Source organism: Thauera sp. AutoDN2 (assembly GCF_051280715.1).
Taxonomy (GTDB): Bacteria; Pseudomonadota; Gammaproteobacteria; order Burkholderiales; family Rhodocyclaceae; genus Thauera.
This window is the reverse complement of record NZ_JBNCAR010000006.1, coordinates 131,493-148,795: the sequence shown is the minus strand read 5'-3', so window position 1 is coordinate 148,795 and position 17,303 is coordinate 131,493. Positions and strand designations below refer to the sequence as shown.

Sequence of the window (17,303 nt, the reverse complement as noted above, 5' to 3'; positions counted from 1 at the left end):
TCCTTGAATGCTTGTCCGTACCTGGCCACTTCTTTCTTCCGTTATCGCCCTCGGGTTTCAGATTCTATCGAGGCGACAACCATCTTGACCTAGAGGGGAGCGCTGGCGGCACAGCGGGTGTTCCGCCACAAGTCCTCGAAGACCTCGTTCCAGACCAGCTACTGGATCACCGTGGCAGTCAACTGCGCGGCGCTCGGCTGGCTGCTGTCGCCGTCGGGGATGCAGACGCTGCAGGCGCTGCTTGCGACGATCTGAACCGCCAGCCGTCACCCACCCACCGTGCCGATCTCCCGAATCGCCAGCTCGAAGGGCCCGAACTGCCGATCGGCGATCATCAACCCGACTTGCCGGATGCGTGCGCCGCGCAGCGCCGGCGCATCCGGCACCGGCCGGCCGCGGAAGCTGGCGCGGAAGGCGTCGATCGGCAGCCGCAGCACCTGCCACTCGCCAGCCATGGTGTCGAAAGCCGCCTGGTAGTTGATGCCATCGAAGCCACCGTCGATGCGCAGATTGAGCTTGTAGCGCCGGCCGTCGCCGCGCACGGTGATCTGCAGCGCGTCGATCGCACCGTTCGGCGCATCCGACACGGGCGCGCGCACCGAGGCGAAGCCGCCGTTGTTGTCCGGCGAGACCACACCACCGAACACCGCATGGCCGGCGGGATCGAAGCGCAGCGCGCTGCGCGATACCCCGCCCATCACGCGGTCGTCGATCGCGCCCCAGGCCGCGACGGATTGCGGATGATCGAAGAGGAAAAGCGTGTCAGGCATGGCACCATTATGGCCCTGCGCAGCTTAAGAAGGCTGGGCCAACGCCAGCCGGCCAATGCAAGCCCGCCATCGAAGCTATTCAACCCTGCGGCCAACTTCCGCACTGCCGCGAACTTTTGCGACTCGGCCCTTTCAATACCGGGTCTCGTTCAAGACCCGCCACATTCACTCCGGCAACCGCAGCCGGCGACAACAACAGAGGACCCCCCGATGCAGAACTTCGACTTCTACAACCCCACCCGCATCGTCTTTGGCGAAGGCACGATCACCCGCCTGGACGAACTCGTACCGGCTGGCGCCCGCGTGCTGGTGCTCTACGGTGGCGGCAGCGCCGAGCGCAACGGCACGCTGGCGGAGGTGCAGGCCGCACTCGGGCAGCGCAGCGTACAGCGTTTCGGCGGCATCGAGCCCAACCCGAGCTACGAGACACTGATCAAGGCAGTCGAGCTGGTGCGCCGTGACCAGATCGACTTCCTGCTCGCGGTGGGTGGTGGCTCGGTGATCGACGGCACCAAGTTTGTCGCCGCCGCTGCCGGCTACGAGGGCGAGCCGTGGGAGATCATGCAAACGCGCGGCAAGCATGTCGCCCGCGTGCTACCGATCGGCTGCGTGCTTACCCTGCCGGCCACGGGCTCGGAGATGAACTGCTTCTCGGTGGTCACGCGCAAGTCGCTCCAGGCCAAATTCGGCTTCTCCAGCCCGCACGTGTTCCCACGCTTCTCGGTGCTCGACCCGGTCAAGACCTATACCCTGCCCCCGCGCCAGATCGCCAATGGCGCGGTCGACGCCTTCGTGCATGTCATGGAGCAATACCTGACCTATCCCGTGAACGCCCCGGTGCAGGACCGCTATGCCGAGGGTCTGCTGCAGACCCTGATCGAGGTCGGCCCCCAGGCCCTGGCCACGCCCGAGGACTACGCGGTACGCGCCAACCTGATGTGGGCCGCCACCCAGGCCCTGAACGGACTGATCGGCGTCGGGGTGCCGCAGGACTGGGCGACCCACATGATCGGCCATGAACTCACCGCGCTGCATGGTCTGGACCACGCGCAGACGCTCGCGGTCGTGCTGCCCAGCCTTCTGAACGATCGCCGCGCCGCCAAGCGCGCCAAGCTGCTGCAGTACGCCGCGCGAGTATGGAAAATTCATGATGGCGAAGAGGATGCACGCATCGACGCCGCCATCACCCGTACCCGCGCCTTCTTCGAGTCGCTCGGTGTGAAGACCCGCCTGTCCGACTACGGCATCGGCGCGGACGCGATCGACCGGATCATCGCCCAGCTCGAAGTGCATGGCATGACGGCACTCGGCGAGCACCGCGACATCGACCTCGCCACCAGCCGCCGCATCCTCGAAGCCAGCCTGTGAACCCGGGTTATTCCTGGAACCCTGCAAGGACCCACTGCATGACCGCACTCTTCCAGCCACTCAAGCTCAAGGACATCACCCTGCGCAACCGCATCGCCGTGCCGCCAATGTGCCAGTACATGGCCACCGACGGCGTGGTCAATCACTGGCACCGCGTGCATTACCCTGCCATCGCACGCGGCGGCGCGGGTCTGGTCATCGTCGAAGCGACGGCGGTTTCGCCCGAAGGCCGCATCACCCCGGCTTGTACCGGCCTGTGGAACGATGCACAGGCTGCGGCCATGGCGCCGATCGCCGCGTCGATCAAGGCCACCGGCGCGGTACCCGGCATCCAGATCGGCCACGCCGGCCGCAAGGCCAGCGCCAACCGCCCCTGGGAGGGCGACAACCACATCGACGACGGCGATCCGCGCGGCTGGCAGACGATCTCGCCCTCGGCCACTGCATTCGGCGCACATCTGCCCAAGGTGCCCAAGGCGATGACGCTGGAAGACATCACCCGCGTGCGCGAGGACTTCGTGGCCGCCGCCCGGCGCGCACGCGAGGCCGGCTTCGAGTGGCTGGAACTGCACTTCGCCCATGGCTACCTCGGCCAGAGTTTTTTCTCGGTGCACGCCAACCAGCGCGCCGACACCTACGGCGGCAGCTTCGAGAACCGCAGCCGCTTCCTGCTCGAGACCGTGCAGGCGGTGCGCAAGGTGTGGCCGGAAAACCTGCCGCTGACCGCACGGTTCGGCGTGATCGAATACGACGGCCGCGATGAGGAGACCCTCGCCGAAGCCATCGAACTCACCCGCCGCTTCAAGGCCGAAGGTCTGGACCTGCTCAACGTCAGCATGGGCTTCTCGACGCTCACCGCGAACATTCCCTGGGCGCCGGCCCTGCTCGCACCGGTGGCCGAGCGCGTGCGCCGCGAGACCGGGTTGCCGGTGGCATCGGCCTGGGGGTTCGACCACCCGGCCACCGCCGACGCCTGCGTGCGCGACGGTCAGCTCGATCTGGTGATGATCGGGCGCGCGCATCTCGCCAACCCGCACTGGCCGCTGCAGGCCGCGCGGGCGCTCGGGGTCGAGCGCCCGACCTGGGTGCTGCCCGCACCCTACGCGCACTGGCTGGAGCGTTACGCGGGCAGCTAAGCAGAAAGGCCCGCACGCGAGCCTGGCTGGGCGCACGGGTTACAGAGTCGGGTCCGCTCGTGCGTCAGGCGTCAGGCCTCGCGGATGAAATTTCGCGGGTCAGCTCTCACCGAGCACCTGCACCGCCTCGTCGTACCATGCAATCCAGTTTTCCTCGTACTGGATGCCCGCCTTGAGGATCAGGTGATGGATACGGCGCTTGCGCGTGGGCGCCGTCTCGGGAACAAAGTCGCGCGCCTCGATCGCACGGTAGGCGCGCAGTTTGTCGCAGTGGAGCTCACGGCGCCGGCGCAGCTCGGGCAGCAGGCCAAGCGGGCCGAGCGTGGCGTCAGCGCGCAGCCGGACCATGAACTCGTCACGCAGTTCGGGCAGCGGCGCAGGTTCGGCGGCCCAACGCTCGAGCTCCTGGCGGCCGGAGGGCAATACCCAGTAGGTGCGCTTGCGGGTGCGGCCAGCGTCAGGGTCGGGCTCGGACAGGATCCAGCCCGCCTTTTCCATTCGGCCCAGCTCGCGATAGATCTGCTGGTGCGTCGCCTGCCAGAAGTGGCCAATGGACTTGTCGAAACGCCGCGCCAGATCGTAGCCGGACGAGGGTTGTTCGAGCAGCGAGGTGAGCAGGGCGTGGGCGAGCGACATGGCGCAAGTCTAGCCGCGTGCATGTGCACCATGCAACGCGTTGCATAGTCGATCGAGATCTTCTAAAGTGCTGCAACTGGTTGCATAGTTGGACGGCACCCCTCCACGGCCTGCGCACCACTCCCTCCCTCCTCGAGCGCGCAGGCCGGACTCCCTCCCCCGCGGTCCGGCCATGCAACCAGCCCCACCATAAGAACACCGCGAGCGAGACGATGGCCACCTACCCGAACCTCTTCCGTCCCCTGGACCTCGGCTTCACTACCCTGCCCAACCGCTTCCTGATGGGCTCGATGCACGTCGGGCTGGAAGAGGCCGAAGGTGGCTTCGAGCGCATGGCGGCCTTCTACGCCGAGCGCGTGCGCGGTGGCGTCGGCCTCATCGTGACCGGCGGCATTGCCCCCAACGCCGAGGGCCGCCCCTGGAGCGGCGGCGCCACGCTGACCACATCGGAAGAAGCCGCGCACCACCGCGTGATCACCGAGGCAGTGCATCGCGAAGGCGGCAAGATCGCCATGCAGATCCTGCACTTCGGCCGCTACGCCTACCACCCCGAGTTGGTCGCACCCAGCCCCATCCAGGCGCCGATCTCGCCTTTCGTGCCGCGCGAACTGTCCACCGCCGACATCGAACGCACGATCGAAGACTTCGTGCGTTGCGCCGAGCTTGCCCGCGAAGGCGGCTACGACGGTGTCGAGATCATGGGCTCCGAGGGCTACCTGATCAACGAGTTCATCGTCGCCCATACCAACCAGCGCAGCGATGAATGGGGCGGTGCCTACGCCAACCGCATCCGCTTCGCCACCGAGATCGTGCGCCGCACGCGCGAACGTCTCGGGCGCGAGTTCATCCTCATCTTCCGCCTGTCGCTACTTGACCTCGTCGAGGATGGCTCCACCTTCGAGGAGGTGGTGCAGCTCGCGCAGGCGATCGAGGCCGCCGGCGCCACGCTGATCAACAGCGGCATCGGCTGGCACGAGGCGCGCATCCCCACCATCGCCACCTGCGTGCCGCGCGCAGGCTTCGCCTGGGTGACGCAAAAGATCAAGGACCACGTCGGCATCCCCTTGATCGCCACCAACCGCATCAACACGCCCGAGATCGCTGAGGCCATCCTCGCCGAGGGCAAGGCCGACATGGTGTCGATGGCGCGCCCCTTCCTCGCCGACCCTGACTTCGTGAACAAGGCCGCTGCGGGCCGCGGCGCCGACATCAACACCTGTATCGCTTGCAACCAGGCCTGTCTGGACCACACCTTCAGCGGCAAGATCACCTCCTGCCTGGTGAACCCGCGTGCCTGCCACGAAACCGAACTGGTGATCGAGCCCACCACGACCCCGCGCAACATCGCGGTGGTCGGTGCCGGCCCCGCGGGCCTGGCCTTCGCCACCACAGCCGCCGAGCGCGGGCACAAGGTCACGCTGTTCGAGGCCGGTGCGCGCATTGGCGGGCAGTTCAACATCGCGATGCAGATCCCGGGCAAGGAAGAGTTCGCCGAGACCCTGCGCTACTTCGGCCGGCGCATCGAGCAGACCGGCGTCGCATTGAAGCTGAACACCCGCGTCTCCGCCACCGAGCTGTCCGGGAAGTTCGACGAGGTCGTGCTCGCCACCGGCATCGTGCCGCGCGTGCCGGAGATCGAGGGCGTGGATCACCCAAAGGTACTCGGTTACCTGGATGTGTTGCGGGAGAAGAAGCCGGTAGGCCGTCGCGTCGCCATCCTCGGGGCGGGCGGCATCGGCTTCGACGTCGCCGAGTACCTGAGCCACGAGGGCATCAGCCCCAGCCTGGCGCCGGATAAGTTCTACGCCGAATGGGGCATCGACGCCGCCTACGCCCATCGTGGCGGCCTGACCAAGCCGCATCTGGAAACCGCCCCGCGCGAGATCGTGCTGCTGCAGCGCAAGACCAGCAAGGTCGGTGAAGGCTTGGGCAAGACCACCGGCTGGATCCATCGCACCGCGCTCAAGAACCGCGGCGTGCAGATGATCCCGGGGGCAAGCTACCACCGCATAGACGACGCCGGCCTGCACCTGAGCATCGGCGGCAAGAATGAGGTGCTGCCGGTCGACAACGTGATCCTGTGCACCGGTCAGGAGCCGCAGCGAGAACTCCAGGCCGCGCTCATCGAGGCCGGCATGCGCGTGCACCTGATCGGCGGCGCGGACGTGGCCGCCGAACTCGACGCGAAGCGCGCGATCAAGCAGGGCATCGAACTGGCGGCCAGCATCGAGAGGGCCGCCTCGGCGCCGGCCGTCGTCGCGGGCCAGTTCCCTGCCTCCGCCACGACCGCAGGGATCCCCCTGCCGCAGTTCGACACCCTGCGCATCGGCCTCGACGGCCAGGTCGCCGTAGTCACCCTGAGCCGCCCCGACAAGGCCAACGCGATGAACCTGCAGATGTGGCAGGACATCCGCGCCGCGATGCAGTGGGTGGACCGTACCCCGGCGGTGCGCGTGGCGGTGCTGCACGGCGCCGGCGCGAACTTCTGCGCCGGCATCGACCTGCAGATGATGATGAGCATCCTGCCCACCGTGAAGGACGCCTGCGAGGCGCGCACACGCGAGAACCTGCGCAACCTCATCCTCGACCTGCAGGACACGCTCACCAGCCTCGAACGTTGCCGCAAGCCGGTGCTCGCTGCCATCCAGGGCGCCTGCGTGGGCGGCGGCGTGGACCTGATCGCCTGCGCCGACATGCGCTACTGCGCGGCGGATGCGAAATTCTCCGTCAAGGAGATCGACCTCGGCATGGTCGCCGACGTCGGCAGCCTGCAGCGGCTACCGCGTCTGATCGGCGAAGGCATGGTGCGCGAGCTTGCCTATACCGGGCGCGGGTTCGATGGCGGGGAGGCTGCCCGCATGGGCCTGGTCAACCGTGTCTTCGATACGCCCGAGGCCTTGATGGAGGGCGTGATGAAGCTCGCCCACACCATCGCCGCCAAGTCGCCGCTCGCGGTCCGTGGCACCAAGGACATGCTCAACCACGCGCGCGATCACAGCGTGGCCGACGGTCTGGACCGCGTCGCCACCTGGAACGCTGCGATGCTGCTGTCCGAGGACCTGCAGACCGCAATCCGCGCCGGCATGACGAAACAGGCACCGAAGTTCCGCGACTGAGCCCCGGCGCCTTGCAGAAACGAAGGGGCCGCTTGCGCGGCCCTTTTGCATTCGTCTCGCCGGACAGGCGCGGCTTCAGTTCTTCTTCACGAACGCCGACTTCAGCTTCATCGCACCGATACCGTCGATCTTGCAGTCGATGTCGTGATCACCCTCGACCAGGCGGATGTTCTTCACCTTGGTGCCGACCTTCACCACCAGGGACGAGCCCTTGACCTTGAGGTCCTTGATCACCGTGACGCTGTCGCCATCCTGCAGCACGTTGCCGTTGGCGTCTTTCCACACCTTGCCCGCCTCCTCGGCCTCGGCGCCCGCCTTGCGGGGCCACTCGTGGGCGCACTCGGGACAGACGTAGTTGTCACCGTCCTCATAGGTGTATTCGGAGTTGCAGGCGGGGCACCTGGGCAGACTGCTCATGCTGTTTCCTTCACTGGATATGAATGGGGCGCAGGCGCCTCATGGTCGGGCTCACTCGATCGTGAGCTTGATCGCCGGCGGACGCAGGCCGCGACGCTTGCGTTCGGCCTGGATGAGCTCGGCGATCTCGGTGTTCTTGCCTTGCAGCGCCCACGCATCGGCGGACAAGCCGACGTCGTTGAGCGCATTGAGGTCCGTCTGCGGCATCGCCAGCAGACGGCGGACCACGCCGACGTGACCGTTGCGCGCGGCGAGCATCAGCGCCGTGGCCTTGTTCGGCGCCGGCGAATTGACGTTTGCACCGGCAGCGAACAAGGCATCAAGCATGTTCTCCCGCCCTTCGAAGGCGGCATAGTGCAGTGGCGTCCAGCCTTCGTGTTCGACGCGGGCTCCCGCCTTGAGCAGCACGCGAACCGCTGCCTCGTGCCCACGCAGCACCGCAAGCATCAAGGCCGAATCGCCGGCAAGGTTGCGGTAATCGACACGAGCGCGATACTTCAGCAAAGCCGCCACGGTGTCCGCCTGGCCCTCCCGCGCAGCGAGGATCAGCAGCGAATTGCCCTGCGGATCGACAGTGTCCGGATCGATACCCCGGTCGAGCAGGCCGGTGAGTTGGCGCGTGTCGCCTAGACGCGCCGAATCGAGCGCATCGTCGTAGCTGCCCGCGATCGCTGCGCAGGAGCAGAGCGTGCCGGCGGCCAGCAAGGTGGCAGCGATCAGCCTGCGCGCGGGCCGAACCCTGGCGGGCGTTTCAGGCAGGTCTTTGTGCATGATGGAAAAGCCGGAAGAAGTTGTCGGTGGTGGCCTGTTCGATGGCGGCCAGCGGCAGTTCGCGCAGACGGGCGATCTCCTCGGCCACATGCACGACCCAGGCCGGTTCGTTGGTCCTGCCCCGATGCGGCACCGGCGCGAGATAGGGCGAATCGGTTTCGATCAGCAGGCGGTCGAGCGGCACGCGGCGGGCGACCTCCTTGAGCTCCTTCGCGTTGCGAAAGGTGACGATGCCCGAGAAGGAGATGTAGAAGCCGAGCTCGAGCGCCGCCTCGGCCACCTCCCAGCGCTCGGTGAAGCAGTGCATGACGCCGCCCGCCTCGCCCGCGTTTTCCTCACGCATCAGGCGCACGGTGTCCTCGGCGGCGCTGCGGGTGTGGATGACCAGCGGCTTGCCCGTCTCGCGCGCGGCGCGGATGTGCACGCGGAAGCGTTCGCGCTGCCACTCGGGCGCATCCTTCTGCCAGTAGTAGTCGAGCCCGGTCTCCCCGATCGCCACCACCCGTGGATGATCGGCAAGCTCGATCAGCCGCGCGAGGTCGGGCTCCTCCACATCCGCATTGTCGGGATGAACGCCCACCGAGGCCCACAGGTTGGCGTGCCGCTCGGCAAGCCCACGCACGCGCGGGAAATCCTCCAGCTTGACGCTGATGCAGAGCGCCGCACCGACACCGTTCGCCGCCATGTTGGCGAGCAACGCGTCCTCACGGCTGATCAGGTCTGGGAAATCGAGGTGACAATGTGAATCGACGAACATCCGGTTCCTGCAGGTCGGTGAGTGTCCCGGCGCGCTCCCGTACGAAGTGCTCGCCGGGACGCCGGGCGGAAACCGGAGCGGCGCGCGTGGCGCGCTCCGGCAGCGTCAAAGCGTATGGGTGGGGCGGGTCGAGTTCAGGTGGCCCGCCAGCACCTGTTCGATCCGCGCGCGCAAGCCCTTGCCAGAATCGTCATCGGAAAAATGCACGCCGATCCCCTGTGTCTTGCCCCCCTGGGCTCCCTGCGGTGTAAGCCAGGCCACCTTGCCCGCGACCGGGTGGCGGGTGGGGTCGTCCAGCAGTTGCAGCAACAGGAAAACCTCGTCGCCAAGCTTGTAGGTCTTCGGCGTGGGCACGAAGATGCCGCCATGGACCAGGAAAGGCATGTACGCCGCATACAGCGCAGCCTTAGAGCTGATGTTGAGCGACAGAACGCTCGGGCGGGCAACGGCAGGACGTGCAGCTTCGGTCATCCTCGGGCTCCGGCAATGGCACGGGCGTAACGCATGAGCATGTCTTCGAGCACCAGGCGCAGACTGAGCGGATGGCGCGATACCTTGTGGATCTGAAGGAGCTCATTGTAGCAGGCGCTTGCCGCGGCCACGCTCGTGCGGCTGGCCAGCGCAGCGAGTACGCCTTCCTGTGCGGGAAAGAAGCGCACGCGCCCCCCCATCCGCAGGGCAGCGAGATCGCCTACCCAGCGCAGCATCCAGTCGGTGAGCTCGGGTAGCCCGAAGCCGGCCGCCATCGCCTCCTTCGACTTCAGCCAGCTTTCCCACTGCCCCGCCAGGCGCAGCGCCCCGGTCGCCTCCAGGCCGCCAAGGTCGCGTACGAAGCGCGCGAGCATCGCTGCGCCGCCGCTGCGCGCCAGGCGTTCGGCCGCCAGCGGCATGCCTCCACCCACCGCCAGCAATGCCTTCACCTCCTTGTCAGCATGCGCCCACCAGTGCGCCAGCGCGGCTTCGTCCGGGCGCGCGAAGTGCCACTGCTGGCAGCGGCTGCGGATCGTGGGCAGCAGCCGGCGCGGCGCAGACGACACGAGCAGGAACACGCAGCCCTCGGGCGGCTCCTCGAGCAGCTTGAGCAGCGCGTTGGCGGTGAAGGGGTTCATCGCTTCGGCCGGATCGATGACCACCACGCGGCGGGCGCCATGGTGCCCGGTGATGCTCAGCGCCGACTGCAGGTCGCGGATCTGCTCGATGCGGATCTGCTCCGACGCGGACTTGCCTCCTGCCTCGCGCGGCGAGAGCTCACCTTCGCCCTCGGCGCGCGCAGCGGCGGCATCGGCCTCCGGCACCACCCGCATCAGGTCGGGGTGATTGGCGGTCAGACGCCACTGACAGGGTTCGCAGTGATCGCAGGCATGACCGTCGGGCCTCGGCGCATCGCACAGCAGTCTGGCGGCGAGCGCCTCGGCCAGTTCCCGCTTGCCGAGCCCTGGGGGACCGACGAAAAGCAGCGCATGCGGCAGACGCTCGCCGAGCTCGACGAGGCGCTGCCAGGAGGGCTGGAGCCAAGCGTGGATCATGCCAGCAGGCGCTCGCGCACGACGCGCTCCACCTCGGCCCGGATCGCCTCGGGCGTGCGGCTGGCGTCGATCACGCAGATGCGCTGCGGCGCCCCGCGCGCGCGTTCGAGATAGGCCTCGCGCACACGCTCGAAGAAACCGCACTGCTCCCGCTCGAAGCGGTCCGGAGCGACCCCGGTCGAAGCCACGCGCGCCGCAGCGACGGCCGGTTCGAGGTCGAACACGAGGGTTAGATCCGGCTGCAGCCCGGGATGGACCCAGTCCTCGAGCGCGTCGAACTTGGCACGATCGAGACCACGTCCGCCCACCTGATAGGCGAAGGTGGCATCGGAGAAGCGGTCGCACACCACCCAGCGGCCCGCAGCAAGCGCTGGCTCGATGCGGGCCGCAAGATGTTCGCGGCGGGCGGCGAACATCAGCATGGCCTCGGTCTCGAGATGCATGGGCTCATGCAGCAGCAGCGCCCGCAGGCGCTCGCCCAACGCGGTGCCCCCGGGCTCCCGGGTCTGGTCCACATCGATGCCGGCCACCTGCAGCAGCGCGACCACGGCGGCAATCTGCGAGCTCTTGCCGGCCCCGTCGATGCCCTCGAAGGTGATGAAGCGGCCGCGCTCAGGCGCGGGAGAGGTGTCGTGGTGCATGTCGGCAGATGCCCGTTGTGCGTGCATGGCGTGTCGCATCATCCGCCCCGCTTGCGGATGAACTTGTTGACCGCACGATTGTGGTCGGCGAGGTTGCGGGAGAACTCGCTGCTGCCATCGCCGCGCGCGACGAAGTACAGGTAATCGCTTTTCTGCGGCTGGACGGCGGCGCGCAGCGAGGCCTCGCCCGGCATCGCGATCGGCGTCGGCGGTAGCCCAGCGCGCGTGTAGGTGTTCCAGGGGTGATCGGCGTCCAGATGCACGCGACGCAGGCGGCCGTCGAAGCCTTCGCCGAGGCCGTAAATCACCGTCGGATCGGTCTGCAGCCGCATTCCGATGCGCAGCCGGTTGGCGAACACCGAGGCGACGAGCGCACGATCTGCTGCGCTACCCGTTTCCTTTTCGATGATCGACGCCAGGATCAGCGCCTCATAGGGCGAGGCAAGCGGTAGCGCCGGGTCGCGCTCGCCCCACGCGCGCTCGAGCCGCACCTGCATCATCTGGTACGCGCGCTCCAGCACCGCAAGCGCGCTGCTGTGCTTGTCGAACAGGTAGGTGTCGGGAAAGAACAGGCCTTCGGGATGCGCCTCGGCGGCCCCAATGCGCGCGAGCAGCTCGGCGTCGCTCAGCCCGGCGCTGTCCGGCTCCAGCTCGGGATGGGACTCGAGCGCCTGACGTACCTGGCGGAACGTCCAGCCTTCGAGCAGCACCAGCTCGCCCTGGGTCACGTCGCCATCGGAGAGCTTGAGCACGATCTGCCAGGGCGTGATGCCCGCATGCACCTCATAGCTGCCCGCCTTGATGCGGTGCGCACGATCGCCGATACGCGCGATCAGCGCCAACGCGCGGGCATCCACGCCAACGCCTGCGCGCTCGATGATCGTCGCCGCCTGACGCATGCCCACACCGCGCGGGATGGTGAAATCGACGCGCTCGGCAGACAGGGGCAGCGAACGGTGGGCATACCACCACCCTGCGCCGGCGACGGACGCCGTGGCAAGGACGAGCAGGACAAGGAGGCTGAGAAAAAGACGCTTCATCGGCGGTTGCTGGGCAAAATCCCTGCCGGCAGCATGGGCGACCGGCGCACGGAGGGGGCCTATAATACTTCATCGTGCAGCGCGTCCCCCGCGGGACGAAATACCACAGAACACGCAAACAAGAATTCGCTGCCGCTAGACCCGACGACCCGACATCCGACCAAAAACCGAACCCAAACGATCCGACCATGACAGCCTGGACCGACCACCTCGCCCACCGGGGCGCCACCCTGGGCGACGATGCCCGCTCTGCCTCTTTCGCCGACGCCACCACCGAAGCGCGCAGCGCCGACGGAACCATCGCGGTGCCGCTGCTGCACCTGGGCACCCTCCGCGCAGTCGGCCCGGACTCGGCCGAGTTCCTGCACAACCTCGTGTCCAACGACGTCAAGAAGCTGCCCGCAGACGGCGCCGAGTGGAACAGCTTCAACTCGCCCAAAGGCCGGATGATCGCGAGCTTCCTGCTGTGGTCCGAGCCCGAGGGCCACGCCTTCGCGCTCTCGGCCGACATCTTGCCGGCCTTCCTGAAGAAGCTCTCGATGTACGTGCTGCGCAGCAAGGTCAAGCTGTCGGACGCGCGTGCGGACACCGCCCTCATCGGGCTGGCCGGCCCCGACGCCGCCGCTGCCGCGCTGGGGGCCGGCGCCCTGCTGCCGGAAGCCGACATGAAGCAGACGGTGACCGACGCCGGCCTGCGCTGCATCCGCCTGAGCCCGACCCGCTACCTGCTCGCCGCGCCGGTTGCCACCGCCGGCGCTGCTTTCGATGCTGCGTGCGCGGCCGGGGCCACCGCTGCCGGCACCGCTGCCTGGCAGCTCGACATGGTTCGTGCCGGACTCCCGCTGATCACCGCAGCCACACAGGAAGAGTTCGTCGCCCAGATGCTCAACTACGAACTCATCGGCGGGGTGAACTTCCACAAGGGCTGCTATCCCGGCCAGGAGATCGTGGCGCGCACGCAGTATCTGGGCAAGCTCAAGAAGCGCACCTACCGGGTCGCGCTGCCCGCGGGCACCGAAGCCAGCCCGGGGACGGACCTGTACGCACCGGACTTCGGCGAGCAGTCGGCCGGCAAGCTGGTCAACGTCGCACCCACTGCCGACGGCGGCTTCGAAGCGCTGGCGGTGCTCCAGTGCAGCAGCGCCGAGGCGGGCGAGGTCCGCGTCGGCGCACCCGATGGCCCGCGCCTGTCGCTGCTCGACCTGCCCTACGCGCTGGCCTGAGCGACACCGGAACCCGGCCACCGTGTGCCTGATCGTCTTCGCCTGGCAGGCGCACGCACGATACCCGCTGATCGTCGCGGCCAACCGGGACGAGTTTTTCAGCCGCCCAGCCGCGCCCGCGCACTGGTGGCCCGAATCGCCCGCGCTGCTTGCCGGCCGTGATCTCGAGGCGGGCGGCACGTGGATGGGGCTGACGCGAAGCGGGCGCTTCGCTGCGCTCACGAACTTCCGTGATCCAAGCCAGCGTATGGAAGGGGCGCCATCGCGCGGCGCGCTGGTCCGCAGCGCGCTCGAGGACGGGGCGGACGCCGAGACTGCGCTGCAGGCGCTGGCGCGAGGCGCGCAAGCGTATGCAGGGTTCAACCTGATGCTCTCGGACAGCCACCGGCTCGGGGTGCTCGAGAGCACCACCGGCGCGGTGCACATGCTGGCGCCGGGCATTTACGGGCTGTCGAACCATCTCCTCGATACGCCCTGGCCCAAGCTGGTCAAGGCTCGCGCGGGCCTGTCCGCAGCAATCCCTCTGCTCGATGAAGCCGCAGGCGATGCGCAAGGGCACGCGGAACAGGCCGCAATCACCGCTCTGCTCGACCTGTTGCGCGACCCCACACCCGCCCCCGACCCGCACTTGCCCGCTACCGGCATGAGTCTGGAATGGGAGCGCTGGCTCTCACCCGCCTTCATTCGTGCCCCCGGTTACGGCACGCGCTGCAGCAGCGTACTGCTACAGGCCCGGGACGGACACCTGCGCTTCGTCGAATGGAGCTGGGATCGCGACGGCGCCCTGCTCGGCCGGGTGGATCACCACTTTCCCGCACGATCGACCGACTGAACCGCGGGCAGCACGCGCCGCATGGCGCGGTGCTCGATGCCGGCCTCCATGAAAACCTCGCCGAAGGCTTCGAAGCCATGCCGGCGATAGAAGTCGAGCGCATGCACCTGGGCGTTGAGCACGACCTCGCACATTCGCCGACGCCGCGCCTCCTCGACCAGAGCGCCCAGCACCGCGCCACCCACGCCGGCGCCGCGCGCTGGGGCCGACACCGCCATGCGTCCGATGTGGCCGTCGGGCAGCAGGCGGCCCGTACCGACCACCCGGCCGTGGGCATCGCGTGCGATGGCGTGTCGGCTGAGCGCATCCATGGCGTCGCGCTCGATCTCGGGCGGCACGCCCTGCTCGCACACGAACACCGCCTCGCGCACGGGCATCACCAGCGCCTCGGCCACGGCCCAGTCCGCGACCTCGATGCAAAAGGGTTCGACATCAGCCTGTTCGCTCATTCAACGATCTCCACCTGCGCCCCGGGCGGCAGCAGGTCGAACAGTTCGATGATGTCCCGGTTTCGCATGCGCACGCAGCCATGCGAACGCGGTTCGCCCATGGGCTGGTCATCGCCGGTGCCGTGGATGTAGATGTAGCGGCGCATGGAGTCGACCTCCCCTCCGCGGTTGCGTCCGGGCTCCTCGCCGCATAGCCACAGGATGCGGGTCAGGATCCAGTCACGGCCAGGGTGGCTTGCCGCAAACCCGGGCGTCCACAGCTCACCAGTCGGCCTGCGACCACGAAACACCGTACCGCAGGCGGCACCGGCACCGATCCGGGCGCGCACCCGGTGGCGGCCGCGCGGCGTGCAGTGGCTGCCCTGCTCTTCGCCCGCCCCCCTGGCGGCGGTGGAGATCGGGTAACGCCGGATGCAGGCCCCGTCGTCGCCGAAGAGGTGCAGCAACTGTTCACCGATCACGACGCGCGCGCGCATGTCAGGCCACCAGCGTCTTGTTGCGTCGCGCCGCGAAGAAGCGCGACAACATGTGTCCGCAGTCATCGGCCAGCAAACCGCCTTCGACGCGGGCATGGTGGTTGAGCCGGGTTTCCGCGAACAGATCGAGCACACTGCCCGCCACGCCCGTCTTGGGGTCCCGGGCACCGAACACCACGCGCGCGATGCGCGCATGCATGATTGCCCCGGTGCACATCACGCAGGGCTCCAGGGTCACATAGAGTTCACAGCCCGGCAGGCGGTAGTTGCCCAACCGCGCAGCCGCATCGCGCAGCGCCATGATCTCGGCATGCGCGGTCGGATCGTGTCGACCGATGGGCTGGTTGAAGCCGCGGCCGACGATCTCTCCTTCGTACACGACGATCGCCCCCACGGGGACTTCGCCACAGGCACCGGCCTCGCGCGCCTGCTCCAGGGCGGCGCGCATGTAGTCTTCGTCGTTCATCGCTTGCATCGCTATCGGGATGGCGGAATTCTAGCCCGAACACCCGCGCACCTCATCCGCGCGCTAAAATCCGCGCAATCCGCCCCCGGCAGAGGGGCGTTTTCAGTTTACGGACCTGCCCATGATTGTCGACCCTGACCTCATCCGCCCCTACGCACCGCTGGTGCGAAGGATCGAAGCCGAAGCCACCGTGATCGGCGACCAGATCCTCAAGATCGACCATTTCCTGAACCACCGCATCGAACCCCGTTTCATCACCGAGATGGGCAATGAGCTCGCAAAGCGGCTCGCACAGTTCCAGCCCACGGTCGTGCTGACTGCCGAGGCCAGCGGCATCGCGCCCGGCCTCGTCGTGGCACAGGCACTCGAGTTGCCGCTGGTGTACGCGAAGAAGTACGCACCCGAGGTCGAGTCGCCCGCCATCGCGCGCGTCATCCCGTCCCCTACCAAAGGTGGCGAGACCAAGCTGGTGCTCTCGCAGCGCTACCTGCTCCCCACCGACCGCGTGGTGATCGTCGACGATTTCCTCTCCAATGGCCGCACCGCGGTGGCGCTGGTCGAGATGGCGCGGGAAGCCGGCGCCCAGGTACTGGCAGCAAGCTTCATCGTGGAAAAACGCTTCAAGAAGGGCCATGCAACGATCGAGGCGCTGGGCGTGCCGGTCTGCACGCTCGCCCAGGTCGAAGCCCTCGAGAACGGCCGCGTCGTCCTGACCCAGCCCTGAGCACGCAAACGTTGCGAACGTGGGCGACGGCATGCCCGCAAGCGCACGTGTGCGCTTACACTCACATCACTCTTTGAACCGGACCCTGGCCATGGATGACTTCCAGTCGCAACTCGATGCCTTCTCGCAGCAGGTTGAAGAGGAACTGCGCGAAGGCGCACTGAGCTTTCCGACCGTATTCGACCTGTCGCTGCGGATCAAGAAGCTCGCCGACGACCCGGACAGCTCGCTCAGCGACATTACCGCAGCCGTCCGTGCCGAGCCGGTGCTCGCGGCCAAGGTCATCCGCATGGCAAACACCCTGTCGATGAACCCCTACCGTGGCGAGATCACGGGACTGCCCCAGGCAATCGGGCGTATCGGCCTGTCCACGCTGCGCTGCCTGGCCTTCGCCGTAGCGGCGGAACAGGTTGCCCGCGACCACCGCTCCCGCCAGATGCGCCTGATCGCGACCGGGCTGTGGATGCATTCGGTGGACGTCGCTTCCTGGGCCTGCGCGTTCGCGCATCACCTTGGCCGCCGTGACGCAGACGCCGCGATGCTTGCCGGCCTGGTGCTCGACATCGGGCAGTTCTTCCTGCTCGCGCGCGCAGCCCGCTACCCGGCACTGGAAAGCGATATGGGCCGTTTCGCAGAGGCCGTCGCGGTCTGGGACGATCCGGTGCGCGGCGCCATCCTCGAGGATTTCGGCATGCCCGAGGTGATCATCGACGCCTGCACCAGCGATCCGATCGCAATCACCGCATGGCCGCCGGTCGCACTCAACGACGTCCTCCACCTCGCCACGCTCGCCGCGGAGACGCCCAACCCCTTCGACAGTCTGCTCGGCATTCAGAACCGGCCGGAGCTTCGCGATGCAAGCCTCGGCGAGGTCGGCGCCAGCGAGTTCGAGCCGCTGGTGGCCGAAGCGCGCGAAACCCGCCTCGAACTCATTTCGGCAGTGAGCGACTGAAGG

General features: G+C 67.7%; 20 protein-coding genes. 8 read left to right on the top strand and 12 right to left on the bottom strand.

From position 1 onward, the window contains the following. Positions 1-117: 117 nt before the first annotated feature. The gene (locus tag ACPT9U_RS06005) at positions 118-255 is read left to right on the top strand and encodes a hypothetical protein (protein ID WP_435750216.1); all 138 of its coding nucleotides are present in this window, start codon (positions 118-120) and stop codon (positions 253-255) included. Between the two features lie 11 nt (positions 256-266). Here ACPT9U_RS06005 and ACPT9U_RS06000 read toward each other — a convergent pair whose 3' ends face one another. Then, positions 267-770 (bottom strand): CIA30 family protein, encoded by a 504-nt coding sequence (locus tag ACPT9U_RS06000; protein WP_435750215.1) that lies wholly within the window; start codon positions 768-770, stop codon positions 267-269. 210 nt (positions 771-980) lie between these two features. Between ACPT9U_RS06000 and ACPT9U_RS05995 the strand changes: the two genes are divergently transcribed. Beyond that, complete coding sequence (locus ACPT9U_RS05995; protein WP_435750214.1) at positions 981-2,138, top strand: iron-containing alcohol dehydrogenase; 1,158 nt, start codon at positions 981-983, stop codon at positions 2,136-2,138. A gap of 38 nt (positions 2,139-2,176) precedes the next feature. Continuing rightward, positions 2,177-3,274, top strand: coding sequence for an NADH:flavin oxidoreductase/NADH oxidase (locus ACPT9U_RS05990; protein ID WP_435750213.1), 1,098 nt, complete (start codon positions 2,177-2,179; stop codon positions 3,272-3,274). Positions 3,275-3,373: 99 nt separating this feature from the next. Here the strand turns inward: ACPT9U_RS05990 and ACPT9U_RS05985 are convergent, their stop codons facing one another. After that, positions 3,374-3,910, bottom strand: coding sequence for a PadR family transcriptional regulator (locus ACPT9U_RS05985; protein ID WP_435750212.1), 537 nt, complete (start codon positions 3,908-3,910; stop codon positions 3,374-3,376). 212 nt (positions 3,911-4,122) lie between these two features. Between ACPT9U_RS05985 and ACPT9U_RS05980 the strand changes: the two genes are divergently transcribed. Further along, positions 4,123-7,026, top strand: coding sequence for a crotonase/enoyl-CoA hydratase family protein (locus tag ACPT9U_RS05980; RefSeq protein WP_435750211.1), 2,904 nt, complete (start codon positions 4,123-4,125; stop codon positions 7,024-7,026). Between the two features lie 75 nt (positions 7,027-7,101). Here ACPT9U_RS05980 and ACPT9U_RS05975 read toward each other — a convergent pair whose 3' ends face one another. The 7 genes from ACPT9U_RS05975 to mltG form a co-directional block, all read right to left on the bottom strand. After that, a complete protein-coding gene (locus ACPT9U_RS05975; RefSeq protein ID WP_418364722.1) occupies positions 7,102-7,443 on the bottom strand; it encodes a zinc ribbon domain-containing protein YjdM in 342 nt (113 codons plus the stop codon). 51 nt (positions 7,444-7,494) lie between these two features. Beyond that, complete coding sequence (locus tag ACPT9U_RS05970; RefSeq protein ID WP_435750210.1) at positions 7,495-8,214, bottom strand: ankyrin repeat domain-containing protein; 720 nt, start codon at positions 8,212-8,214, stop codon at positions 7,495-7,497. Further along, complete coding sequence (locus ACPT9U_RS05965) at positions 8,195-8,971, bottom strand: TatD family hydrolase (RefSeq protein WP_435750209.1); 777 nt, start codon at positions 8,969-8,971, stop codon at positions 8,195-8,197. The genes ACPT9U_RS05970 and ACPT9U_RS05965 overlap by 20 nt, the downstream gene beginning before the upstream one ends. Positions 8,972-9,076: 105 nt before the next feature. After that, positions 9,077-9,442 carry a PilZ domain-containing protein gene (locus ACPT9U_RS05960; protein ID WP_435750208.1) on the bottom strand — a complete coding sequence of 122 codons (366 nt, stop codon included), beginning with the start codon at positions 9,440-9,442 and terminating at the stop codon, positions 9,077-9,079. Then, positions 9,439-10,497, bottom strand: coding sequence for a DNA polymerase III subunit delta' (holB, locus tag ACPT9U_RS05955; RefSeq protein WP_435750207.1), 1,059 nt, complete (start codon positions 10,495-10,497; stop codon positions 9,439-9,441). The genes ACPT9U_RS05960 and holB overlap by 4 nt, the downstream gene beginning before the upstream one ends. Then, positions 10,494-11,165 (bottom strand): dTMP kinase, encoded by a 672-nt coding sequence (gene tmk, locus ACPT9U_RS05950; protein WP_435750206.1) that lies wholly within the window; start codon positions 11,163-11,165, stop codon positions 10,494-10,496. Before tmk ends, holB begins: the two co-directional genes overlap by 4 nt. 11 nt (positions 11,166-11,176) lie before the next feature. Then, positions 11,177-12,178, bottom strand: a complete 1,002-nt coding sequence (gene mltG, locus ACPT9U_RS05945) for an endolytic transglycosylase MltG (RefSeq protein WP_435750205.1) — start codon at positions 12,176-12,178, stop codon at positions 11,177-11,179. Positions 12,179-12,366: 188 nt separating this feature from the next. Between mltG and ygfZ the strand changes: the two genes are divergently transcribed. Together ygfZ and ACPT9U_RS05935 are read left to right on the top strand one after the other, a co-directional pair. Then, a complete protein-coding gene (gene ygfZ / locus ACPT9U_RS05940) occupies positions 12,367-13,401 on the top strand; it encodes a CAF17-like 4Fe-4S cluster assembly/insertion protein YgfZ (RefSeq protein WP_435750204.1) in 1,035 nt (344 codons plus the stop codon). A gap of 22 nt (positions 13,402-13,423) precedes the next feature. Beyond that, positions 13,424-14,233 carry an NRDE family protein gene (locus ACPT9U_RS05935; protein ID WP_435750202.1) on the top strand — a complete coding sequence of 270 codons (810 nt, stop codon included), beginning with the start codon at positions 13,424-13,426 and terminating at the stop codon, positions 14,231-14,233. Here ACPT9U_RS05935 and ACPT9U_RS05930 read toward each other — a convergent pair. From ACPT9U_RS05930 to tadA, 3 genes are read right to left on the bottom strand one after another with little or no spacing between them, the layout of a single operon-like run. Beyond that, positions 14,203-14,682: a GNAT family N-acetyltransferase gene (locus ACPT9U_RS05930; RefSeq protein ID WP_435750201.1), complete on the bottom strand. Its 480-nt coding sequence runs from the start codon at positions 14,680-14,682 to the stop codon at positions 14,203-14,205. The two genes, ACPT9U_RS05935 and ACPT9U_RS05930, sit on opposite strands and share 31 nt — an antisense overlap. Beyond that, entirely contained in the window at positions 14,679-15,158 is a 480-nt protein-coding gene (locus ACPT9U_RS05925; RefSeq protein ID WP_418364732.1) for a L,D-transpeptidase family protein, read from the bottom strand. Before ACPT9U_RS05925 ends, ACPT9U_RS05930 begins: the two co-directional genes overlap by 4 nt. A 1-nt stretch (position 15,159) precedes the next feature. Then, entirely contained in the window at positions 15,160-15,624 is a 465-nt protein-coding gene (gene tadA, locus ACPT9U_RS05920; RefSeq protein WP_435750200.1) for a tRNA adenosine(34) deaminase TadA, read from the bottom strand. Between the two features lie 121 nt (positions 15,625-15,745). Here tadA and xpt point away from each other — a divergent pair, with 121 nt between their 5' ends. Continuing rightward, positions 15,746-16,348: a xanthine phosphoribosyltransferase gene (xpt, locus tag ACPT9U_RS05915; RefSeq protein ID WP_418364734.1), complete on the top strand. Its 603-nt coding sequence runs from the start codon at positions 15,746-15,748 to the stop codon at positions 16,346-16,348. A 91-nt stretch (positions 16,349-16,439) separates the two neighbouring features. Then, positions 16,440-17,300, top strand: a complete 861-nt coding sequence (locus tag ACPT9U_RS05910) for an HDOD domain-containing protein (RefSeq protein ID WP_418364735.1) — start codon at positions 16,440-16,442, stop codon at positions 17,298-17,300. Positions 17,301-17,303: the final 3 nt, after the last annotated feature.

Bases quoted from the DNA above. Each gene is read 5' to 3' on its own strand.
- ACPT9U_RS06000 (WP_435750215.1), bottom strand. From the start codon at position 770: ATGCCTGACACGCTTTTCCTCTTCGATCATCCGCAATCCGTCGCGGCC.
- ACPT9U_RS05995 (WP_435750214.1), top strand. From the start codon at position 981: ATGCAGAACTTCGACTTCTACAACCCCACCCGCATCGTCTTTGGCGAA.
- ACPT9U_RS05990 (WP_435750213.1), top strand. From the start codon at position 2,177: ATGACCGCACTCTTCCAGCCACTCAAGCTCAAGGACATCACCCTGCGC.
- ACPT9U_RS05985 (WP_435750212.1), bottom strand. From the start codon at position 3,910: ATGTCGCTCGCCCACGCCCTGCTCACCTCGCTGCTCGAACAACCCTCG.
- ACPT9U_RS05980 (WP_435750211.1), top strand. From the start codon at position 4,123: ATGGCCACCTACCCGAACCTCTTCCGTCCCCTGGACCTCGGCTTCACT.
- ACPT9U_RS05975 (WP_418364722.1), bottom strand. From the start codon at position 7,443: ATGAGCAGTCTGCCCAGGTGCCCCGCCTGCAACTCCGAATACACCTAT.
- ACPT9U_RS05970 (WP_435750210.1), bottom strand. From the start codon at position 8,214: ATGCACAAAGACCTGCCTGAAACGCCCGCCAGGGTTCGGCCCGCGCGC.
- ACPT9U_RS05965 (WP_435750209.1), bottom strand. From the start codon at position 8,971: ATGTTCGTCGATTCACATTGTCACCTCGATTTCCCAGACCTGATCAGC.
- ACPT9U_RS05960 (WP_435750208.1), bottom strand. From the start codon at position 9,442: ATGACCGAAGCTGCACGTCCTGCCGTTGCCCGCCCGAGCGTTCTGTCG.
- holB (WP_435750207.1), bottom strand. From the start codon at position 10,497: ATGATCCACGCTTGGCTCCAGCCCTCCTGGCAGCGCCTCGTCGAGCTC.
- tmk (WP_435750206.1), bottom strand. From the start codon at position 11,165: ATGCACGCACAACGGGCATCTGCCGACATGCACCACGACACCTCTCCC.
- mltG (WP_435750205.1), bottom strand. From the start codon at position 12,178: ATGAAGCGTCTTTTTCTCAGCCTCCTTGTCCTGCTCGTCCTTGCCACG.
- ygfZ (WP_435750204.1), top strand. From the start codon at position 12,367: ATGACAGCCTGGACCGACCACCTCGCCCACCGGGGCGCCACCCTGGGC.
- ACPT9U_RS05930 (WP_435750201.1), bottom strand. From the start codon at position 14,682: ATGAGCGAACAGGCTGATGTCGAACCCTTTTGCATCGAGGTCGCGGAC.
- ACPT9U_RS05925 (WP_418364732.1), bottom strand. From the start codon at position 15,158: ATGCGCGCGCGCGTCGTGATCGGTGAACAGTTGCTGCACCTCTTCGGC.
- tadA (WP_435750200.1), bottom strand. From the start codon at position 15,624: ATGAACGACGAAGACTACATGCGCGCCGCCCTGGAGCAGGCGCGCGAG.
- xpt (WP_418364734.1), top strand. From the start codon at position 15,746: ATGATTGTCGACCCTGACCTCATCCGCCCCTACGCACCGCTGGTGCGA.
- ACPT9U_RS05910 (WP_418364735.1), top strand. From the start codon at position 16,440: ATGGATGACTTCCAGTCGCAACTCGATGCCTTCTCGCAGCAGGTTGAA.